12 protein-coding genes are annotated in these 16,387 nt (G+C 39.9%); 8 read left to right on the top strand and 4 right to left on the bottom strand.

Going from position 1 to position 16,387, the window contains the following annotated elements; translation table 11 throughout:
* The first annotated feature begins 1 nt into the window (after window position 1).
* The 4 genes from hisF (at window position 2) to BTR42_RS08490 (ending at window position 8,335) form a co-directional block, all read left to right on the top strand.
* The gene (hisF, locus tag BTR42_RS08505) at window positions 2–760 is read left to right on the top strand and encodes an imidazole glycerol phosphate synthase subunit HisF (RefSeq protein ID WP_009854558.1); all 759 of its coding nucleotides are present in this window, start codon (window positions 2–4) and stop codon (window positions 758–760) included.
* On the top strand, window positions 757–1,077 hold the full coding sequence (gene hisI / locus BTR42_RS08500; protein WP_009854557.1) for a phosphoribosyl-AMP cyclohydrolase: 321 nt from the start codon (window positions 757–759) through the stop codon (window positions 1,075–1,077). Before hisF ends, hisI begins: the two co-directional genes overlap by 4 nt.
* A 19-nt stretch (window positions 1,078–1,096) precedes the next feature.
* Window positions 1,097–1,411: a phosphoribosyl-ATP diphosphatase gene (gene hisE, locus BTR42_RS08495; protein ID WP_039695478.1), complete on the top strand. Its 315-nt coding sequence runs from the start codon at window positions 1,097–1,099 to the stop codon at window positions 1,409–1,411.
* Window positions 1,412–1,642: 231 nt separating this feature from the next.
* Window positions 1,643–8,335, top strand: a complete 6,693-nt coding sequence (locus BTR42_RS08490) for a pullulanase (protein WP_077497328.1) — start codon at window positions 1,643–1,645, stop codon at window positions 8,333–8,335.
* Window positions 8,336–8,382: 47 nt separating this feature from the next.
* Here BTR42_RS08490 and BTR42_RS08485 read toward each other — a convergent pair whose 3' ends face one another.
* Entirely contained in the window at window positions 8,383–8,877 is a 495-nt protein-coding gene (locus BTR42_RS08485; RefSeq protein WP_009854554.1) for an NUDIX hydrolase, read from the bottom strand.
* A gap of 76 nt (window positions 8,878–8,953) precedes the next feature.
* Between BTR42_RS08485 and BTR42_RS08480 the strand changes: the two genes are divergently transcribed.
* Window positions 8,954–10,069, top strand: coding sequence for a glycerate kinase (locus BTR42_RS08480; RefSeq protein ID WP_009854553.1), 1,116 nt, complete (start codon window positions 8,954–8,956; stop codon window positions 10,067–10,069).
* Here the strand turns inward: BTR42_RS08480 and BTR42_RS08475 are convergent.
* On the bottom strand, window positions 10,066–10,515 hold the full coding sequence (locus tag BTR42_RS08475) for a YueI family protein (RefSeq protein WP_009854552.1): 450 nt from the start codon (window positions 10,513–10,515) through the stop codon (window positions 10,066–10,068). The two genes, BTR42_RS08480 and BTR42_RS08475, sit on opposite strands and share 4 nt — an antisense overlap.
* Before the next feature lie 209 nt (window positions 10,516–10,724).
* Between BTR42_RS08475 and eno the strand changes: the two genes are divergently transcribed.
* Entirely contained in the window at window positions 10,725–12,023 is a 1,299-nt protein-coding gene (gene eno / locus BTR42_RS08470; protein WP_012962183.1) for a surface-displayed alpha-enolase, read from the top strand.
* A 232-nt stretch (window positions 12,024–12,255) separates the two neighbouring features.
* On the opposite strand, the gene gatD is transcribed toward eno, so the two are convergent.
* Together gatD and murT are read right to left on the bottom strand one after the other, a co-directional pair.
* Complete coding sequence (gatD, locus tag BTR42_RS08465; RefSeq protein ID WP_012962182.1) at window positions 12,256–13,044, bottom strand: lipid II isoglutaminyl synthase subunit GatD; 789 nt, start codon at window positions 13,042–13,044, stop codon at window positions 12,256–12,258.
* A 1-nt stretch (window position 13,045) separates the two neighbouring features.
* The gene (murT, locus tag BTR42_RS08460; RefSeq protein ID WP_009854549.1) at window positions 13,046–14,389 is read right to left on the bottom strand and encodes a lipid II isoglutaminyl synthase subunit MurT; all 1,344 of its coding nucleotides are present in this window, start codon (window positions 14,387–14,389) and stop codon (window positions 13,046–13,048) included.
* Between the two features lie 105 nt (window positions 14,390–14,494).
* Here murT and cdaA point away from each other — a divergent pair, with 105 nt between their 5' ends.
* Entirely contained in the window at window positions 14,495–15,343 is an 849-nt protein-coding gene (cdaA, locus tag BTR42_RS08455) for a diadenylate cyclase CdaA (protein ID WP_003065571.1), read from the top strand.
* Window positions 15,340–16,296 carry a CdaR family protein gene (locus BTR42_RS08450; protein WP_009854548.1) on the top strand — a complete coding sequence of 319 codons (957 nt, stop codon included), beginning with the start codon at window positions 15,340–15,342 and terminating at the stop codon, window positions 16,294–16,296. Before cdaA ends, BTR42_RS08450 begins: the two co-directional genes overlap by 4 nt.
* Window positions 16,297–16,387: the final 91 nt, after the last annotated feature.

Here is a 16,387-nt window from a genome sequence, read left to right as displayed (position 1 = left end):
TATGCTGAAAAAACGCATTATTCCTTGTCTTGATGTTAAAGATGGGCGCGTGGTTAAGGGGGTTAATTTTGTTAATTTAACAGATGTTGGTGACCCTGTTGATGCGGCGCGTGCTTATTATGAAGCTGGGTGTGATGAATTGGTGTTCTTGGACATTACCGCAACACATGAAAAACGTGACACAACTGTGGAAATGGTGAAGCGTGTGGCTGACCAAGTATTCATTCCTTTTACAGTTGGCGGTGGCATCCGCTCGGTTGAGGACATGAATAAAATGCTTAAAGCTGGTGCGGACAAGGTCGCAGTTAATTCTTCTGCGGTAGCCAATCCTCAACTCATCAAAGATTGTGCTGAAAAATTTGGCAATCAATGTGTGGTATCAGCTATTGATGCTCGTAAAGAAGCTGATGGCACTTGGCATGTTTATGTGGCAGGTGGGCGCAAGGATACTGGCATTGATTTGATTGAATGGGCAAAGACTGTTGTCAGCCTTGGTGCAGGTGAGATTTTACTAACCAGCATGGATAAAGACGGCACGAAGTCAGGATTTGATTTGGATATGCTAAATGCTGTCGCTGATGTGGTTAATGTCCCAATTATTGCGTCTGGTGGTGCAGGAAATATTGACCATATGGTTGACGTCTTTGGAAAAACAACTGCAACAGGTGCGCTTGCCGCTTCCATTTTCCACTTTGGCGAAGTTTCAATTACTGACACCAAAGCTGCCATGGCTGCTGCAGGAATTGAGGTGAGACAATGAGTGAAATAAAACTTGATTTTGCGAAACAAGATGGTCTTGTTCCTGTGATTGTGACGGATTACCAAACAGGACAAGTACTGATGTTAGCCTATATGAACGAAGAAGCGTATCACTTAACATTGGAAACCAAGCAAATGCACTACTGGAGCCGCTCACGTCAAGAAATCTGGCATAAAGGGGCAACCAGCGGTCATTATCAATACGTCAAATCAATCAAAACGGATTGCGACTGTGATACCTTATTGGTCGCTGTTAAGCAAGAAGGTGCTGCTTGTCATACAGGCGCTTACAGCTGTTTTTTCAATGATATTTTGTGATGATAGAAAGGATAAAGACATGCTAGAAACATTATATAAAGAAGCAATAGACCGTAAAGAAAATCCAAAGGAAGGTTCTTATACCAATTACCTTTTTGATAAAGGATTGGATAAAATTCTTAAAAAGGTTGGGGAAGAAGCGACAGAAGTTGTTATTGCAGCCAAAAATGCAGACAAAGATGAAATCGCCAATGAAACAGCAGATGTTCTGTACCATTTGGCAGTAATGTTGGTCGAAACTGGCGTTAGTATTGAAGATGTTGATGCTGTTTTAAAAGCACGCCAAGGTAAGAAAAGTAATGTCCACGACCGACCAGAAATTACTAATTATTAAGCACTGCATTTGCATGTTTAACGATATAACCAAAGAAGCTGAGCCATGCTCGGTTTTTTTTGTATTTTGAGGCAATCGATTGCACTTAAGACAACGCAAATTATATAATATTTATTTTTGAACTTCTGAATAACTATAAAAAATATTTACGAAAACGCTTGCGTAATTTTAAAACATTTTATATACTGAAAGCATAAAAAATCATTATGTTGAAAGATACGGAGGTTCTATATGAAAAAGGTAAGTCGGCTTTCTTTTCTTGAAAAACGGCAGTTTTTTGGAATTCGTAAACTAAAAGTTGGCGTTGCTTCTGTTGCTATTGCGACGGCTCTTTTTTGGAGTGCCAGTTTAGCAAATAGCGTCTCTGCTGACCAAATCAGCGCTGAAACAGCAACGGAATTGGTAGCAAATCAATCGGAAATAGCAGAGCAAGCTATTGATGTCGCACAAAGTGAGACTGATACCTTGGCTGACACACAAGTTGAGGCTGATACGCAAATTGAAGTTGAAAATGTTGAATCAATAGTTAGCGAAGATAATACTCAAATTGCTACGGCTGAAACTGATGTTGACCAAGCTGTTGAGGAAGTAGTCACAATTGAAAACGTAGCAGAAGTTAATGTTCAAGAGGCGAGTAATGACACTACTAGCCTTGACCAGTTAGCAACGGATGCAACTGCTGAAAACACTACACAAACTAGTGAGGTTACACTTCTTAACGCCACACCAGAAACTGCTGAGAATACGGCACCTGCCATTGCAGAAGATACCATTCGAGTGCATTTTCAAGAAGTGACTGATGACAATTTTAGTCAGTATAGTTTATGGACTTGGGGTGCTGTTGCTGAACCGTCTGACGGGAATAATTGGCCAGCAGCCGCAATGGCTTTTTCAGAAAACCAAAAAGATGATTTTGGCTACTACATTGATGTCAAACAGACTGCTAGCCATGGTGAGATTGGCTACCTTCTCTTAAAAAATGGTGAGAAAATCAGCGATTCTGACCAGAATATAACGCCTTTATCTCAAGATGTTAACGAAGTTTGGGTGACCTCTGATTTTAAGACATATACCTACAAACCTCTAGCTGATGATAGTATTATTCGAATAAATTACCAACGTGATGACGGCGATTATGATGGTTGGGGCGTTTGGGTATGGGGAGATGTGGCAGGTGAAGTTTCAACTTGGCCAACTGATGCCCTTGATTTCACGCAAGAGGGAGCATACGGACGTTATGTTGATGTTCCGCTATCAAAATTATTAGATTCTAACATTGGCTTTTTATTGGTTAATCAAAATGACCCAGACGGTGTCGGCAATAAAACGATTGATTTGAGCTTCTCAGAACGCGATAGTCATAGCCAAATCTTCTTGCACAATGATGATACGACAGTTTACACCAACCCATATTATATTGCGACAGTTACTGGGCAAGATTTTTCAAAAGCCACGCCTGGTGTTCATCAAGTGACTGTATCAGCCAGCAGTTATCGTTCGTTTAATTATAACGAAACCGACTTGATTGATGTTGTTGTTACGAATCCTGAAAATGTTGACATTACACGTATGCAAGTGGATACAACAGCAATTGGTGGAGGCATTATTGAAATTTCGCCTGAGCTTAATCGTGTGACAATCACAGCAACTTCTGACACAACGCCTGGAGACTATGACTTACCTGTCCGTGTTTATGATAGTGACAACGGCTATTATGATACAACTGTTACGGTAACCATTACAGAACGTGTTAAGCAAGAAGGTGAACTTGATTGGGATGAACAAGTGATTTACTTCATGCTGACAGATCGTTTTTATAATGGTGATACTAGCAATGACAATCCTTACAATCAAGATTATGCTGGAGCAATTAACCAAGCTGGTACTTATAAAGGTGGGGATTTCAAAGGCGTAACAGCAAAATTAGATTATCTCAAGGAACTAGGCGTAACGAGCATTTGGGTAACACCAATCGTGGAGAATATTCCACAAAATGTGGGTACCGAAGAAGGCATGGAATACTATGCTTATCATGGTTATTGGGCAAGTGATTTTGAAGCGCTCAATCCACATCTTGGAACACTTGATGATTTCCATGAATTAATTGACGAAGCGGCAGAGCGTGGTATCAATATTATTGTAGATGTGGTTTTGAACCATTCTGGTTATGGTACGGAAGAAACATTTGCAGGTATGGTTCGGACAGCAGAGGAGGACAAGGGCGACGACATTCAAGGTTCACAATCTGGTCTGCCTGATTTCAAAACTGAAGAAGAAACTGTCCGTGAGCAGTTGGTAGCATGGCAAACAGCTTGGCTTGAAAAGTCAACAACTGCCAAAGGCAATAGTATCTATGCCTTTCGTGTAGATACTGTCAAGCACGTTGATGACACTACTTGGCAATATTTTAAAAATGAGCTAGCGCTGAAAGATGCGGATTTTCATCTGGTAGGTGAAAGTTGGGGAGCGAGCTATAAGGACACCAAAGGCGACTTGGGTACTGGCAGTATGGATAGCTTACTGGACTTTGGCTTTAAAGATATTGCGAAGTTGCTTGTTAATGGCAATCTGAAACAAGCCAATGAAGAATTAATCGCGCGTAATGATGTGTTGACAAGTTCTTACACTTTGGCACAATTCCTTGGCAGTCATGACGAAGATGGTTTCCTTTATAGCATTGGTGGTGACCTTTCCAAATTAAAAGTTGCTGCAACGCTCTTATTGACCGCCAAAGGTCAGCCTGTGATTTATTATGGTGAGGAACTTGGTCAATCTGGTGCCAATAACTGGCCTTATTACGATAATCGTTACGAGTTTGACTGGGATGATGTTGAGGGCAATGATGTTTTGGAACATTACCAAAAATTATTAGCCTTTCGTCGTGACAACAGCGAATTGTTAGCACGTGGTAGCCATAGCACGGTAGCGGTTAATGATAGTCAACAATGGCTACTGGCTAAACGTGAAAATGATACGGATGCTGCGTACATTTTGTATAATCTTAAAGATGAAAGCCAGACTCTTCGTTTGTTATTGTCTGATGATGCCGTGGTGACAGATTATTATAGCGGTCAAACTTACCAAGCGGTGCTTGGCGAAGATGGCGCTTATTATCTTGACCTTGAAACACCAGCCATTTCAGCTGGCGGTACCATGCTTCTTAAAGTGTCAACAGGGGCAATTACGTCTGCTTTTATTGCACAAACTGAAGAAGAACCAATTGCCGAAAATACCATTCGCATTCATTTTAAAACCTTGCCGACAGATGATTTGTCTAGTTTGGGATTGTGGACTTGGGAAGACGTTGAAACACCGTCAGAATCTTGGCCAAATGGCGCTATCAATTTATCCAATCTAAAACAAGATAGCTATGGCTATTATATTGATGTGAAATTGGTGGACGGAAATCGTCAGAAAGTAGGGTTGCTCATCAATAATACCAATGGTGATAATTTGACAGGCGATAAAGTTGTCAATTTAATCAGTCAAGAGATGAATGAAGTTTGGTTTGATGAGAACTACGCGATCAATTATTACGAACCACTTGAAGAAGGAATGATTCGAATTAATTACTATCGCAGTGATGGTAATTATGACAATTTAGCGCTTTGGCTTTGGGGAAGTGTTGATTCTTCCGTTACAGACCGTTTGGGGTCATGGCCAGACGGCATTGATTTTGAAAATGTAGGTAAATACGGCGTTTATATGGATATTGCTCTATCAGATTTCAATGAACTTGGATTTCTCTTACTAGATGAGTCTAAGGAGGGCGATGATGCCAAAATTCAGCCAGACAATTATAGCTTTAAAGATTTAGCTAATCACACACAAATTTTCTTGAAAGACGAGGATAAGACAATTTACACGAATCCATATTTTGTAAGCACTGTTCGTTTGACATCAGCTCAGCAAACAAGTCCGACAGAGATTGTTGCTATCGTTAGCAATTTAGCTGACGCTGATAAGGATGACTTGTTTGAAAATGTTAAGGTAACTGATAAAGATGGTAATCTGATGACTATTTCTGACCTTGTATTGAATCCTGAAGCTAATCAGTTAACGATTGTTGGTGATTTTTCACAACTTTTAGCACCATACACGGTTAGTTATGCTGGTGATGACTATCAAGCTAAGACCAATTGGCAATATACAGATTCTCTTTATGCCTATGATGGTGAGTTAGGCGCGCGCGTATCAGAAGAAGGAGCGCGTGTTGATTTGACCGTTTGGTCACCAAGTGCAGATAGTGTTTCGGTGGTTCTTTATGATAAAGATGACCAAACTAAGGTTGTTGGAAAGATTGCTATGGTTAAAGGTGATAAGGGCGAATGGTCAGCAGCTTTGACGCAAGAATCAGGTCTTGGTGTTTCTGATTATCGTGGTTATTATTATCATTATGAAATCACACGTGGAGATGAAACGGTTCTCGCACTTGACCCTTATGCCAAATCATTAGCGGAATGGAATAGTGATTTGATTGGAACTGACCCGTCATACAAGGTAGCAAAAGCTGCGATTGTAGATACTAGTACAATTGGCAATCAAGAATTGACCTATGCTGATATTAGCGGATACACAGACCGTGAAGATGCTATTATTTACGAAGCACACGTTCGTGATTTCACATCAGATACCGCTATTTCAGATGAACTCCAACATCAATTTGGGACTTTTGCAGCCTTTGTTGAAAAATTAGATTACCTTCAAGAGCTTGGCGTGACGCATATTCAACTTTTGCCAGTGATGAGCTATTATTATGTCAATGAATTGGCGAATGCTGAGCGTTTGACGGACTATGCTTCTAGCAATACGAATTATAACTGGGGATATGACCCACAGAGCTACTTTGCTTTGACAGGAATGTATTCAGAAGACCCAACTGACCCAGCAAAACGCATTGAGGAATTCAAGAATTTGATTGCTGAAATCCATAAACGTGGGATGGGTGTTATTCTTGATGTGGTTTACAATCACACAGCTGACCTTGCTATTCTTGAAGATTTGGAGCCAAATTATTATCATTTCATGGAAGCTGATGGAACAGCTAAAACAAGCTTTGGTGGCGGTCGCCCAGGAACAACGCATTATATGACAAGACGTTTGGTGCTTGATTCAATTGCTTATTGGGTTGATGAGTTCAAAGTTGACGGTTTCCGTTTTGATATGATGGGAGATTTGGATGCCGAAACGGTGCAAATGGCATATGATACGGCTAAAGCACTGAATCCGAATATTATCATGCTTGGCGAGGGCTGGATTTCTTATGTTGGAGATGCTAATGATAGCCGACAACCAGCAGACCAGACTTGGATGTCACAAACTGATAGCGTCGCTTCTTTCTCTGATGACATTCGTAACCTCCTCAAATCAGGTTATCCAAGTGAAGGAGCGGCAGCATTTATTACAGGTGGCGCAAAAGATTTGCAAACACTCTTTAATAATATTAAAGCTCAGCCAAGCAATTTCACCGCAGATGACCCAGGTGATGTGATTCAATACATTGCTGCTCATGACAATTTAACGCTTCATGATGTGATTGCAAAATCCATTCAAAAAGACCCAGCTGTTGCTGAAAATGAGGCAGAAATCCAACGTCGTTTGCGTTTAGGAAACCTTATTGTCTTGACATCACAAGGAACTGCCTTTATTCATTCTGGTCAAGAGTACGGTCGTACGAAACAATTCCTTGACGAGGATTACAAGACACCAGTTTCAGCAGATAAAGTGCCAGCAAAATCTGATTTGTTGACCAATGCTGACGGCACACCGTTTGAATACCCATATTTCATCAGTGATTCTTATGATTCGACAGATGCGATTAATCATTTTGATTGGGCTAAAGCCACAGATAGCGAAGCTTACCCAGAAAATACGCAAAGCCAAGCTTATACAAAAGGTTTGATTGCCATTCGCCGCTCAACAGATGCTTTTACGCTTAAAACCAAAGAAGAAGTTGACCGCAATGTGAGCTTGATAACCATTCCAAATGAAAATGGTGTTGGGCAAGAAGATTTGATTATTGCTTATCAAACAATTGCTAGCAATGGCGATATTTACGCTGTTTTTATCAATGCAGATACCGTGGCGCGTGATTTTGTATTGACAGATGATTACCGAAATCTCCTATCAGCTGAAATCATTGCGGATGGTAAGCAAGCAGGAGTAGAAGCGATAGAAAATCCAAGCGGTGTCACAATGACTGAAACAGGATTAACCATCGAGCCACTAACAGCTACCATTTTACGTTTGAAAAAAGCTAGCGCTGAAACGGAACGTACACTTTATGATGAAGCAAGTGGTGTTAGCGTTATTTTAGGAGCAGGTGAACGTGATGACATCAAGAAAATTAAGGTAAGTCACCAAGAAACAAATGATGTCAAAACACCAGAAGTTCTAAAAGGAACAGATTACGATTTGTTTGATATTCAGCCAACTGACGATTTTGGAAATGTCTTAGCTATTACAAAAACAGCGCGAGTTATTTTACCAATTGATGCTGGCAAGACTGTTGCTCAAGTCTTTTATCTCCCAGAAAATGGACAACCACAGTCACTAGCATTTGAAGAAATCAGCCGTACTGTGGCAGGACAAACATTGAAATTTGTCATCTTTGATACGGAACATTTTAGTCAATACGGCATTATTTATGCTCAAGAAGCTGCTCAATCATCATCAGCTATGGCAACACAAACCTCAGCTGAAAATGGCGTGACACCTGATGACCAAGCGCAAGCTTCTGTCGTGGAAACGACAACTACACCTATCACAGTAGATGCCAATCTTGAAACACTATCAAGTACTGATGCTGCTGATACTTTACCAGCGACAGGTGAAAAAGATGGCACACTTCTTACCTTTGCAGGTGTTTTAAGCCTAGCAAGCATAGCTTTGCTCGAACTCAAACGCCGCAAAAAATCAGAATAACTTACAGTAGGCACAAAAAGAGAGGTTAGGGATAAAATCCTAGCCTCTTAATCATCTAAAAATAATGTTTCTATCAGTAAGCGGTGTCGTGGAACGACTGGGTGTGTTTCTAAAAATGCTTTTAACTTTTCTTTTGCCACCCATTGGTACGAAATGGTTTCGCTATTTTGGAGAGTTATGGTATCTTTGGGAGAATTTACCAGAGCAAGGTAGCTATCCATGATACAGTTGTCATCTTTGTAAACAGTCCTTTTTGAAAATGTTAATTCAACTGGTACAAGCCCAGTTTCTTCCAGTAACTCACGTCGAACAGCTTGTTTAGAATCCTCACCATAAAGAGCAGATCCGCCTGCACTAGCTTCAAAAAATCCTGGAAAAGCCTCTTTTTCTAAATGTCTTTGCACAAACAAAATATCATTGTCAACATGTTGCACCAAACAATCTACTGCCAAGTGGTACAAATCATCAGGAATTGACTGACCACGCGTTAAGATACAACCTGTTTTTTGCCCATTTGCTAAATAAGCATCCCATTTTTCCATGTTTTTCTAACCTCTTTCGTTCAAAAAATTATATAATAGTATTATATATAGTAACATATGAAGGGGAGTTGGTACCATGCACATATTGATAGCACCCGATTCATTTAAGGAAAGTTTATCTGCCCTCGATGCGGCAAAAACCATTCAAAGGGGATTTAAAAAAGCACTGCCAAATGCGACTTTTGACTTAATGCCGATTGGCGACGGTGGCGAAGGAACCTTGGAGACCTTAACTGATGGCTTGCACCTAAGGCGTGATAGCCATATTGTTACGGGAGCATTAGGTCAGCCTGTGGAAGCTCACTATGCGACCAATGGTCAATTAGCTGTTTTTGAAATGGCTGATATATGTGGCTTGGAAAAAGTTCCACTTGATAAGCGCAATCCGTTAACATTAACGACAAAAGGTGTCGGTGAAATGATTGGACACCTTGTTGACCTTGGTATCAAAGAAATCATGATTGGCGTTGGCGGCAGTTCCACTAATGATGGTGGTATTGGAATGGCAGCAGGATTAGGCTATCGTTTCTTTGACGAGTCTGGTCAAGAAGTTGCTGCAGTTGGTGATAATCTTGGAAACATCACAACGATTTCCTATGAAGATTACCATTGGGATTTATCACAAGTTGAGCTAACAATTATTACTGACGTTACCAATCCACTATGCGGTCCTAATGGCGCAACCTACGTTTTTGGTGGACAAAAAGGGCTTGCAAACGAAAAATTTGCAAGTGTAGATAAGGATATGGAGCAATTTTACCAAAGCTTCTTCCCAGTAATCCTTGATTTAGCGGGAGCAGGAGCAGGCGGCGGAATGGCAGCAGGGCTAGCTGCGTTTACTGGCGGACGAATTATCTCTGGTATCGACGCAGTCCTTGATATGCTTAACTTTGACCGTCGAGTCCAAGTTGCGGATGTCGTCATTGTTGGTGAGGGACGCATGGATAAGCAAAGTTTGTCTGGGAAAGCCCCTGTTGGCGTTGCTAGTCGTACGCCAAGAGGCAAATTAGTTATTGCCATTTGCGGTAGCTTAAAAGATGATTTGCCAGACTTTCCAGTTGCTAATATTCAAGCAGCTTTTCCGATTATCTCAGGCGTCGATTCTTTGGAAAATACGCTAGCGCAGGCACCTCAAAATCTAGAACGCACCGCCCAAAATATTGGCAATCTACTAGCCTTTACCAAACGTTAATCTTTATTGAATAATTTTGACCAGAAGCCCTTTTTAGGGGCTTCTTTTGGTTTGTCATGTGCTTGTGGAAAACGCACTGCTAACAGTGGATTATCAACATTTTCAGCTTGATTCGAATGAACGATAATCCCATAAGGTGAATGCGCATTTTTTTCATCAACGATTGTTGCTTGAATTTCAAGATTTTGCGCTATTTTCATATAGTAACATTGGTCGGCAACCGCTAATTTTGGCGAAATTTTGACAAATAGCGTGTCATAATCACTCGCTAGATGTTTTAAAATATCCTCGAAACGTTCTTTAGTATCTTCCAAACGACTGTCATCAAGCGGTATTGACAAGACCACACGTTCGGCAAATGTTCCAAAATAGCGTCGTTGTTCATCAGGATTAAGTCGATTTTCCCCTGCAGCAGCATGTAAAACTTTACTTTCTAAATCACTCATACTATTAACCTCGATTATTTCTTAACTTCATTATAAGTTAAATTTACTAAACTGTCATTTCTCAGCCGTAAGCGCATAAAGTATTTTGAAAAAAGGGCATGAAAGTTAAATTGGTTTTTCAAAATTTCTCGTTTTTATTTGCCTAAGTGGCGATATTATGGTATTATTTTAGTGTAAAAATATTAAAAACTCATAAGGAGAGTAACATAATGTCAATTATTACTGATGTTTACGCTCGCGAAGTCCTTGACTCACGCGGTAACCCAACACTTGAAGTAGAAGTTTACACTGAATCAGGTGCATTCGGACGTGGTATGGTTCCTTCTGGAGCTTCTACTGGTGAACACGAAGCAGTTGAACTTCGTGACGGAGACAAATCTCGTTACAACGGTCTTGGTACTCAAAAAGCTGTTGACAACGTTAACAACATCATCGCTGAAGCAATCATCGGTTTCGATGTTCGTGACCAACAAGCTATCGACCGTGCAATGATCGCTCTTGATGGTACTCCAAACAAAGGTAAACTCGGTGCAAATGCTATCCTTGGTGTTTCTATTGCCGTAGCTCGTGCAGCAGCAGACTACCTTGAAGTTCCACTTTACAGCTACCTTGGTGGTTTCAACACTAAAGTTCTTCCAACTCCAATGATGAACATCATCAACGGTGGTTCTCACTCAGACGCTCCAATCGCTTTCCAAGAATTCATGATCGTACCTGCTGGTGCACCTACATTCAAAGAAGCTCTTCGTTGGGGTGCTGAAATCTTCCACACTCTTAAGAAAATCCTTAAAGAACGTGGTCTTGAAACAGCTGTTGGTGACGAAGGTGGATTTGCTCCTAAATTTGACGGAACTGAAGATGCCGTAGAAACAATCATCAAAGCTATCGAAACTGCTGGTTACAAACCAGGTGAAGATGTATTCCTTGGATTTGACTGTGCTTCATCAGAATTCTACGATAACGGAATCTATGACTACACTAAATTCGAAGGTGAAGGCGGAGCTAAACGTACTGCTTCAGAACAAATCGATTACATCGAAGAATTGGTTAACAAATACCCAATCATCACAATCGAAGATGCAATGGACGAAAACGACTGGGACGGATGGAAAGAACTTACTAAACGTCTTGGTAAACGTGTTCAATTGGTCGGTGATGACTTCTTCGTAACTAACACTTCATACCTTGAACGTGGTATCAAAGAAGAAGCTGCTAACTCAATCCTTATCAAAGTTAACCAAATCGGTACTTTGACTGAAACATTCGAAGCTATCGAAATGGCTAAAGAAGCTGGTTACACTGCCGTTGTATCACACCGTTCAGGTGAAACTGAAGATTCAACAATCGCTGACATCGCAGTTGCAACTAACGCTGGTCAAATTAAAACTGGTTCACTTTCACGTACTGACCGTATCGCTAAATACAACCAATTGCTTCGTATCGAAGACCAACTTGGTGAAGTAGCTGAATACCGTGGATTGAAATCATTCTACAACCTTAAAAAATAATCGTTGATATATCAACGTTTTAAGAGCCTATCTATTTCGGATAGGCTCTTTTTTGTGTATAAAGGGTAGCTGAATTCTGTGATTTAAATTTAAATATGGCTAGAGGTTGTTTAATACCTAATCATCTCTGCTTTAAAAGTGCTTAATTTTTGATTAAGGTGACTTTGTTATGGTAATTAGGAAGCTTGACTACAAACAAAAAGGACTGCGATAAACTGCAATCCTTTTAAGGTTATTTTTCAAATTCGGCTTTACTTTTAGTATCGGCATACTCTTCGGCAACTTCTTTTGAAAGAATGTCATCGTAACTTGGTAGTGTAATACTAGAACCGTATTTATTTTTTAGAGCTGTTGTCACTAGGCGGTAAGCAAGGTTGGCATTACGTGAGAGGATAGGTCCGTGGAAGTAGCTGCCATAGACATTTTTATAATGAACACCTTCAGTGCCGTCCTCTTTGTTGTTACCATTTCCGTAAACGCAGATACCAAGTGGTTTTTCGTCATCAGACAAGAATGTTCGACCTTGGTGATTTTCAAAACCATAGTAAGTTTCGTTAAATTCATCGTTATGAATTTTGATATCTCCGATGAAACGATTATTTTCTTGGTTGAGGGTGTAATGTCCCATAACACCAATACCATTGATTTTTTCACCATTGGCTTGAACATAGTATTGACCAAGGAGTTGGAAACCACCACAGATAGCTAGAATGACTTTGTCTTTGTTGATGAAGTCAGCAATGGCTTCTTTCTTACTTGGAAGGTCTTTGGCGACAATAGTTTGTTCATAGTCTTGACCACCACCAAAGAAAACCATATCGTAGTAATCAGCGTCAAAGGTATCTCCTAATGAAACAATGTCAAAGGTCATTTTAGCTCCAAGCTTTTCACCGACATATTTCATCATGAGGATATTACCATTGTCACCGTAGGTATTCATCAGATTGCCGTAAAGGTGGGCAACGTTTAACTCATAGTTGTAATCTTTTGTGTTAGGAGATTGTAGCGAAGTGTAAGTCATTTTAATTCATCTCCTTTCCAACGGCATGGCGACTAGCTAGAATTTCTCGGAATTGCAACATAGCGGTATAAGTTGCAAGGATATAGGCGTGCTCAGTTGTTTGTGATTCAATTAATGCCATAATCTCCTCGAGACTTTCGGCTTCGGTGATGTTGTTTTCATCGTAGCCTGTCACACGCAAACGACGAGCAATTTCAGAATGACGAACACCGCCTGCAAATGCTTGAGGAATATCCATATCTAAAACAGCCTCGAAGTTAGCATCCCAAATCCAACTGGTATCAATTCCGTCAGCGTAATTGGCATTGAGTAGGACAGAAAGTGTAAATGGATAAGGGGCTAATTTTATCATATCAAGTGCTTGACTAGCGCCAACTGGGTTTTTAATGAGAACCAAGGTACAAGATTTATCACCGATTTTAAAGGTTTCTTGGCGTCCAAAGACGGCGCGACTCTTATCAAAACCAGCTTTAATTTTTTCAGGAGCAACTTCGAAAAATTCAGCAACAGACACCGCAGCAAGAGCGTTATAAATGTTATAGAGGCCACCGACGTTGATTTTGTAATCTTGACCGTCAATGACAAATTCAGAAGTTGTATTGGTGATTTTCGTCAATTCTGTCAAGGCATAATCGAGTTTTGGACGGTGGAAACCACAATTTTCACAGACATAATCACCAAGGTTTGCATAGGTGTTCAATTTGTATTTTAGAATTTGCTGACATTGTGGGCACAAAATGCCTTCGGTATTATAGTGTGCGAGTTCTGGAGTGTGTTTTTCAGTATCAAAGCCATAATATTTAACAGGATTTACCACGTTTGTAGAATTGAAAAGTGGGCTGTCTCCGTTGGCTAAGATTGTTGCTGTTGGAGCTTTGGCAGCACCGTCTAAAATCATTTGGTAAGTGGTATAAATTTCACCGTAACGGTCCATTTGGTCACGGAAAATATTGGTGAATACAAAGAGACTTGGTGTGATGTATTCTGTGATTTTTGGCAGACTAGCTTCGTCGATTTCAAGCACGGCAATTTTTTTACCAGATTTGGCTTTTTTGGCTGTCAAGAAAGTTGAAGTAATCCCAGTAATCATATTGGCACCGCTTGGATTTGTGACGATTTCACCAAAAGTTTCACGTAAAATCCCAACTGTAAGAGCAGTGGTCAAAGTTTTACCGTTTGTTCCTGTTACCACAACGATTTCATAATCTTTAGCGATAGTGTCTAAAATATCTTTGTCGAATTTGAGGGCGATTTTTCCAGGCAAGGTTGAGCCACGTCCCATTTTTGAAAGGACAAAGTGAGCTGACTTCCCAGCCGTGATTCCCATAAGTGTGTTTACTTTCATAGAAATATTGTACCACAAAAAGATATATTCTAATAAAGAAAATCTGTTTTAAACGTGGTATAATAGAAAGGTAGTTTTAATTAGTTAGAGAAAAGAGATGCATGTATGAGTAATTTTACGGCTATTGATGCTAAATTTTGGGCAACTTTAGTTGAAAACCCATGGACAATTGTCGTTCACATTTTGGATATTTTAATTGTTGCGTATTTTATTTATCGTTTAATCAAAGCCCTTGCGGGTACGAAAATCATGTCCTTGATTCAAGGGGTCGTGTTCTTCATTTTACTAAAGTTTGTAGCTGAATGGATTGGCTTTACGACGATTACTTACTTGATGAATCAAGTCATCACCTACGGTGTTATTGCGGGTGTGGTTATCTTTGCTCCTGAAATTCGTTCTGGTCTTGAGAAATTTGGTCGTTCAACACAAGTTTTCCTACAAACACAGCAAGTGAGTGACGAGGAAAAATTGGTTGAAGCACTGGTGAAATCGGTGGCTTACATGAGTCCGCGTAAGATTGGGGCTTTAATCTCAATTGAGCGCACGCAAACTTTGCAGGAATATATTTCAACAGGAATTCCTTTGGACGCGGATATTTCAAGTCAGTTATTGATTAATATTTTCATTCCAAATACGCCTTTGCATGACGGTGCTGTCATTATCAGAGGCAATAAAATTGCGACGGCTTGTTCTTATCTTCCTTTGTCAGAATCAATGGCGATTTCAAAAGAATTTGGGACACGTCACCGCGCAGCGATTGGTCTGTCAGAGAATTCGGATGCCTTAACAATTGTTGTTTCAGAAGAAACAGGTGGTATTTCAATTACGTCAAAAGGTGAATTTTTACACGATTTGACCAAAGAAAACTTTGAAGCTATTCTTCGAACACAATTAATCACAGAAGTAGAGGAAGAAGAACACTGGTATCATAAGATTTGGAGGAAGAAACAATGAAGAAATTTTTCAATAGTCAATTTTGGTTGGTTATTGTATCCATTGTCTTTTCCATTCTCCTATTTTTAACAGCCACATCAAGTAATTACACACGGACAGGTTCGCAAGTATCGGGGGCAACAGAAACTTATACCCATACTTTGGAGAATGTTCCCATTGATATTAAATATGATACTGATAAGTATTTTATTAGTGGTTATTCTTATGAAACAGAGGTTTATCTGACATCGATTAATCGTGTCAAATTGGATTCTGAGATTAATAGTGATACAAGAAGTTTTAAGGTAGTAGCTGATTTGACAAACTTGGGTGAGGGGACACAGACCGTTCCTTTGCAAGTGACAGATTTGCCGTCAGGGGTTACAGCGACAGCTTCACCAAGTAGCATTTCAGTAACAATCGGTAAAAAGAAAACAAAAACATTTGAAGTTCAAGGTGAAGTAGATTCTAGTCAATTGGCTACTGGCTATGAGTTGAAAAAAGTTTCGACAAATATTTCTGAAGTTGAAGTTACAAGTTCGGAATCAATTATTGACCAAATTGACCATGTGGTTGCTAAATTGCCAGAAACAGAAGTGTTGGACAGTAATTACAGTGGACGCGTAGCCTTGCAGGCTGTGGCAGCAGACGGCACAATCTTAGCTAGTGCTATCAACCCTTCGAAAGCCAAATTAGAAGTGACCGTGAAAAAATTGACAAAAACAGTTCCAGTAACTGTGAAAACAACAGGAGAGATGAGTGATAAAATCTCTGACATTTCATACAAATTAAGCCAAAGCCAAGTAACGATTTCTGGTAGTCAGGATGCTTTGGATGCGGTGGATGAAGTTGTTGCTAATGTTGATATTGCTAATGTTACAAAAGACACAAGTGTCAGCGTGAATTTATCAGCAAATAATGTGACTGTTGACCCTTCTGTTGTGACTGTTCAGTTGACAGTAACGAAAAAATAATAGATAATAGCAAAGACTATATATTAATGAATTAATGATAATTTAAGATGAAAATGTGATTTTTATAATGCAACTATTATTTTAGATTATC

The sequence above is a fragment of the Streptococcus gallolyticus subsp. gallolyticus DSM 16831 genome, from assembly GCF_002000985.1.
GTDB lineage: Bacteria > Bacillota > Bacilli > Lactobacillales > Streptococcaceae > Streptococcus > Streptococcus gallolyticus.
The sequence above is the reverse complement of the archived record's forward strand: the minus strand, read 5'-3'. Positions and strand labels throughout refer to the sequence as shown.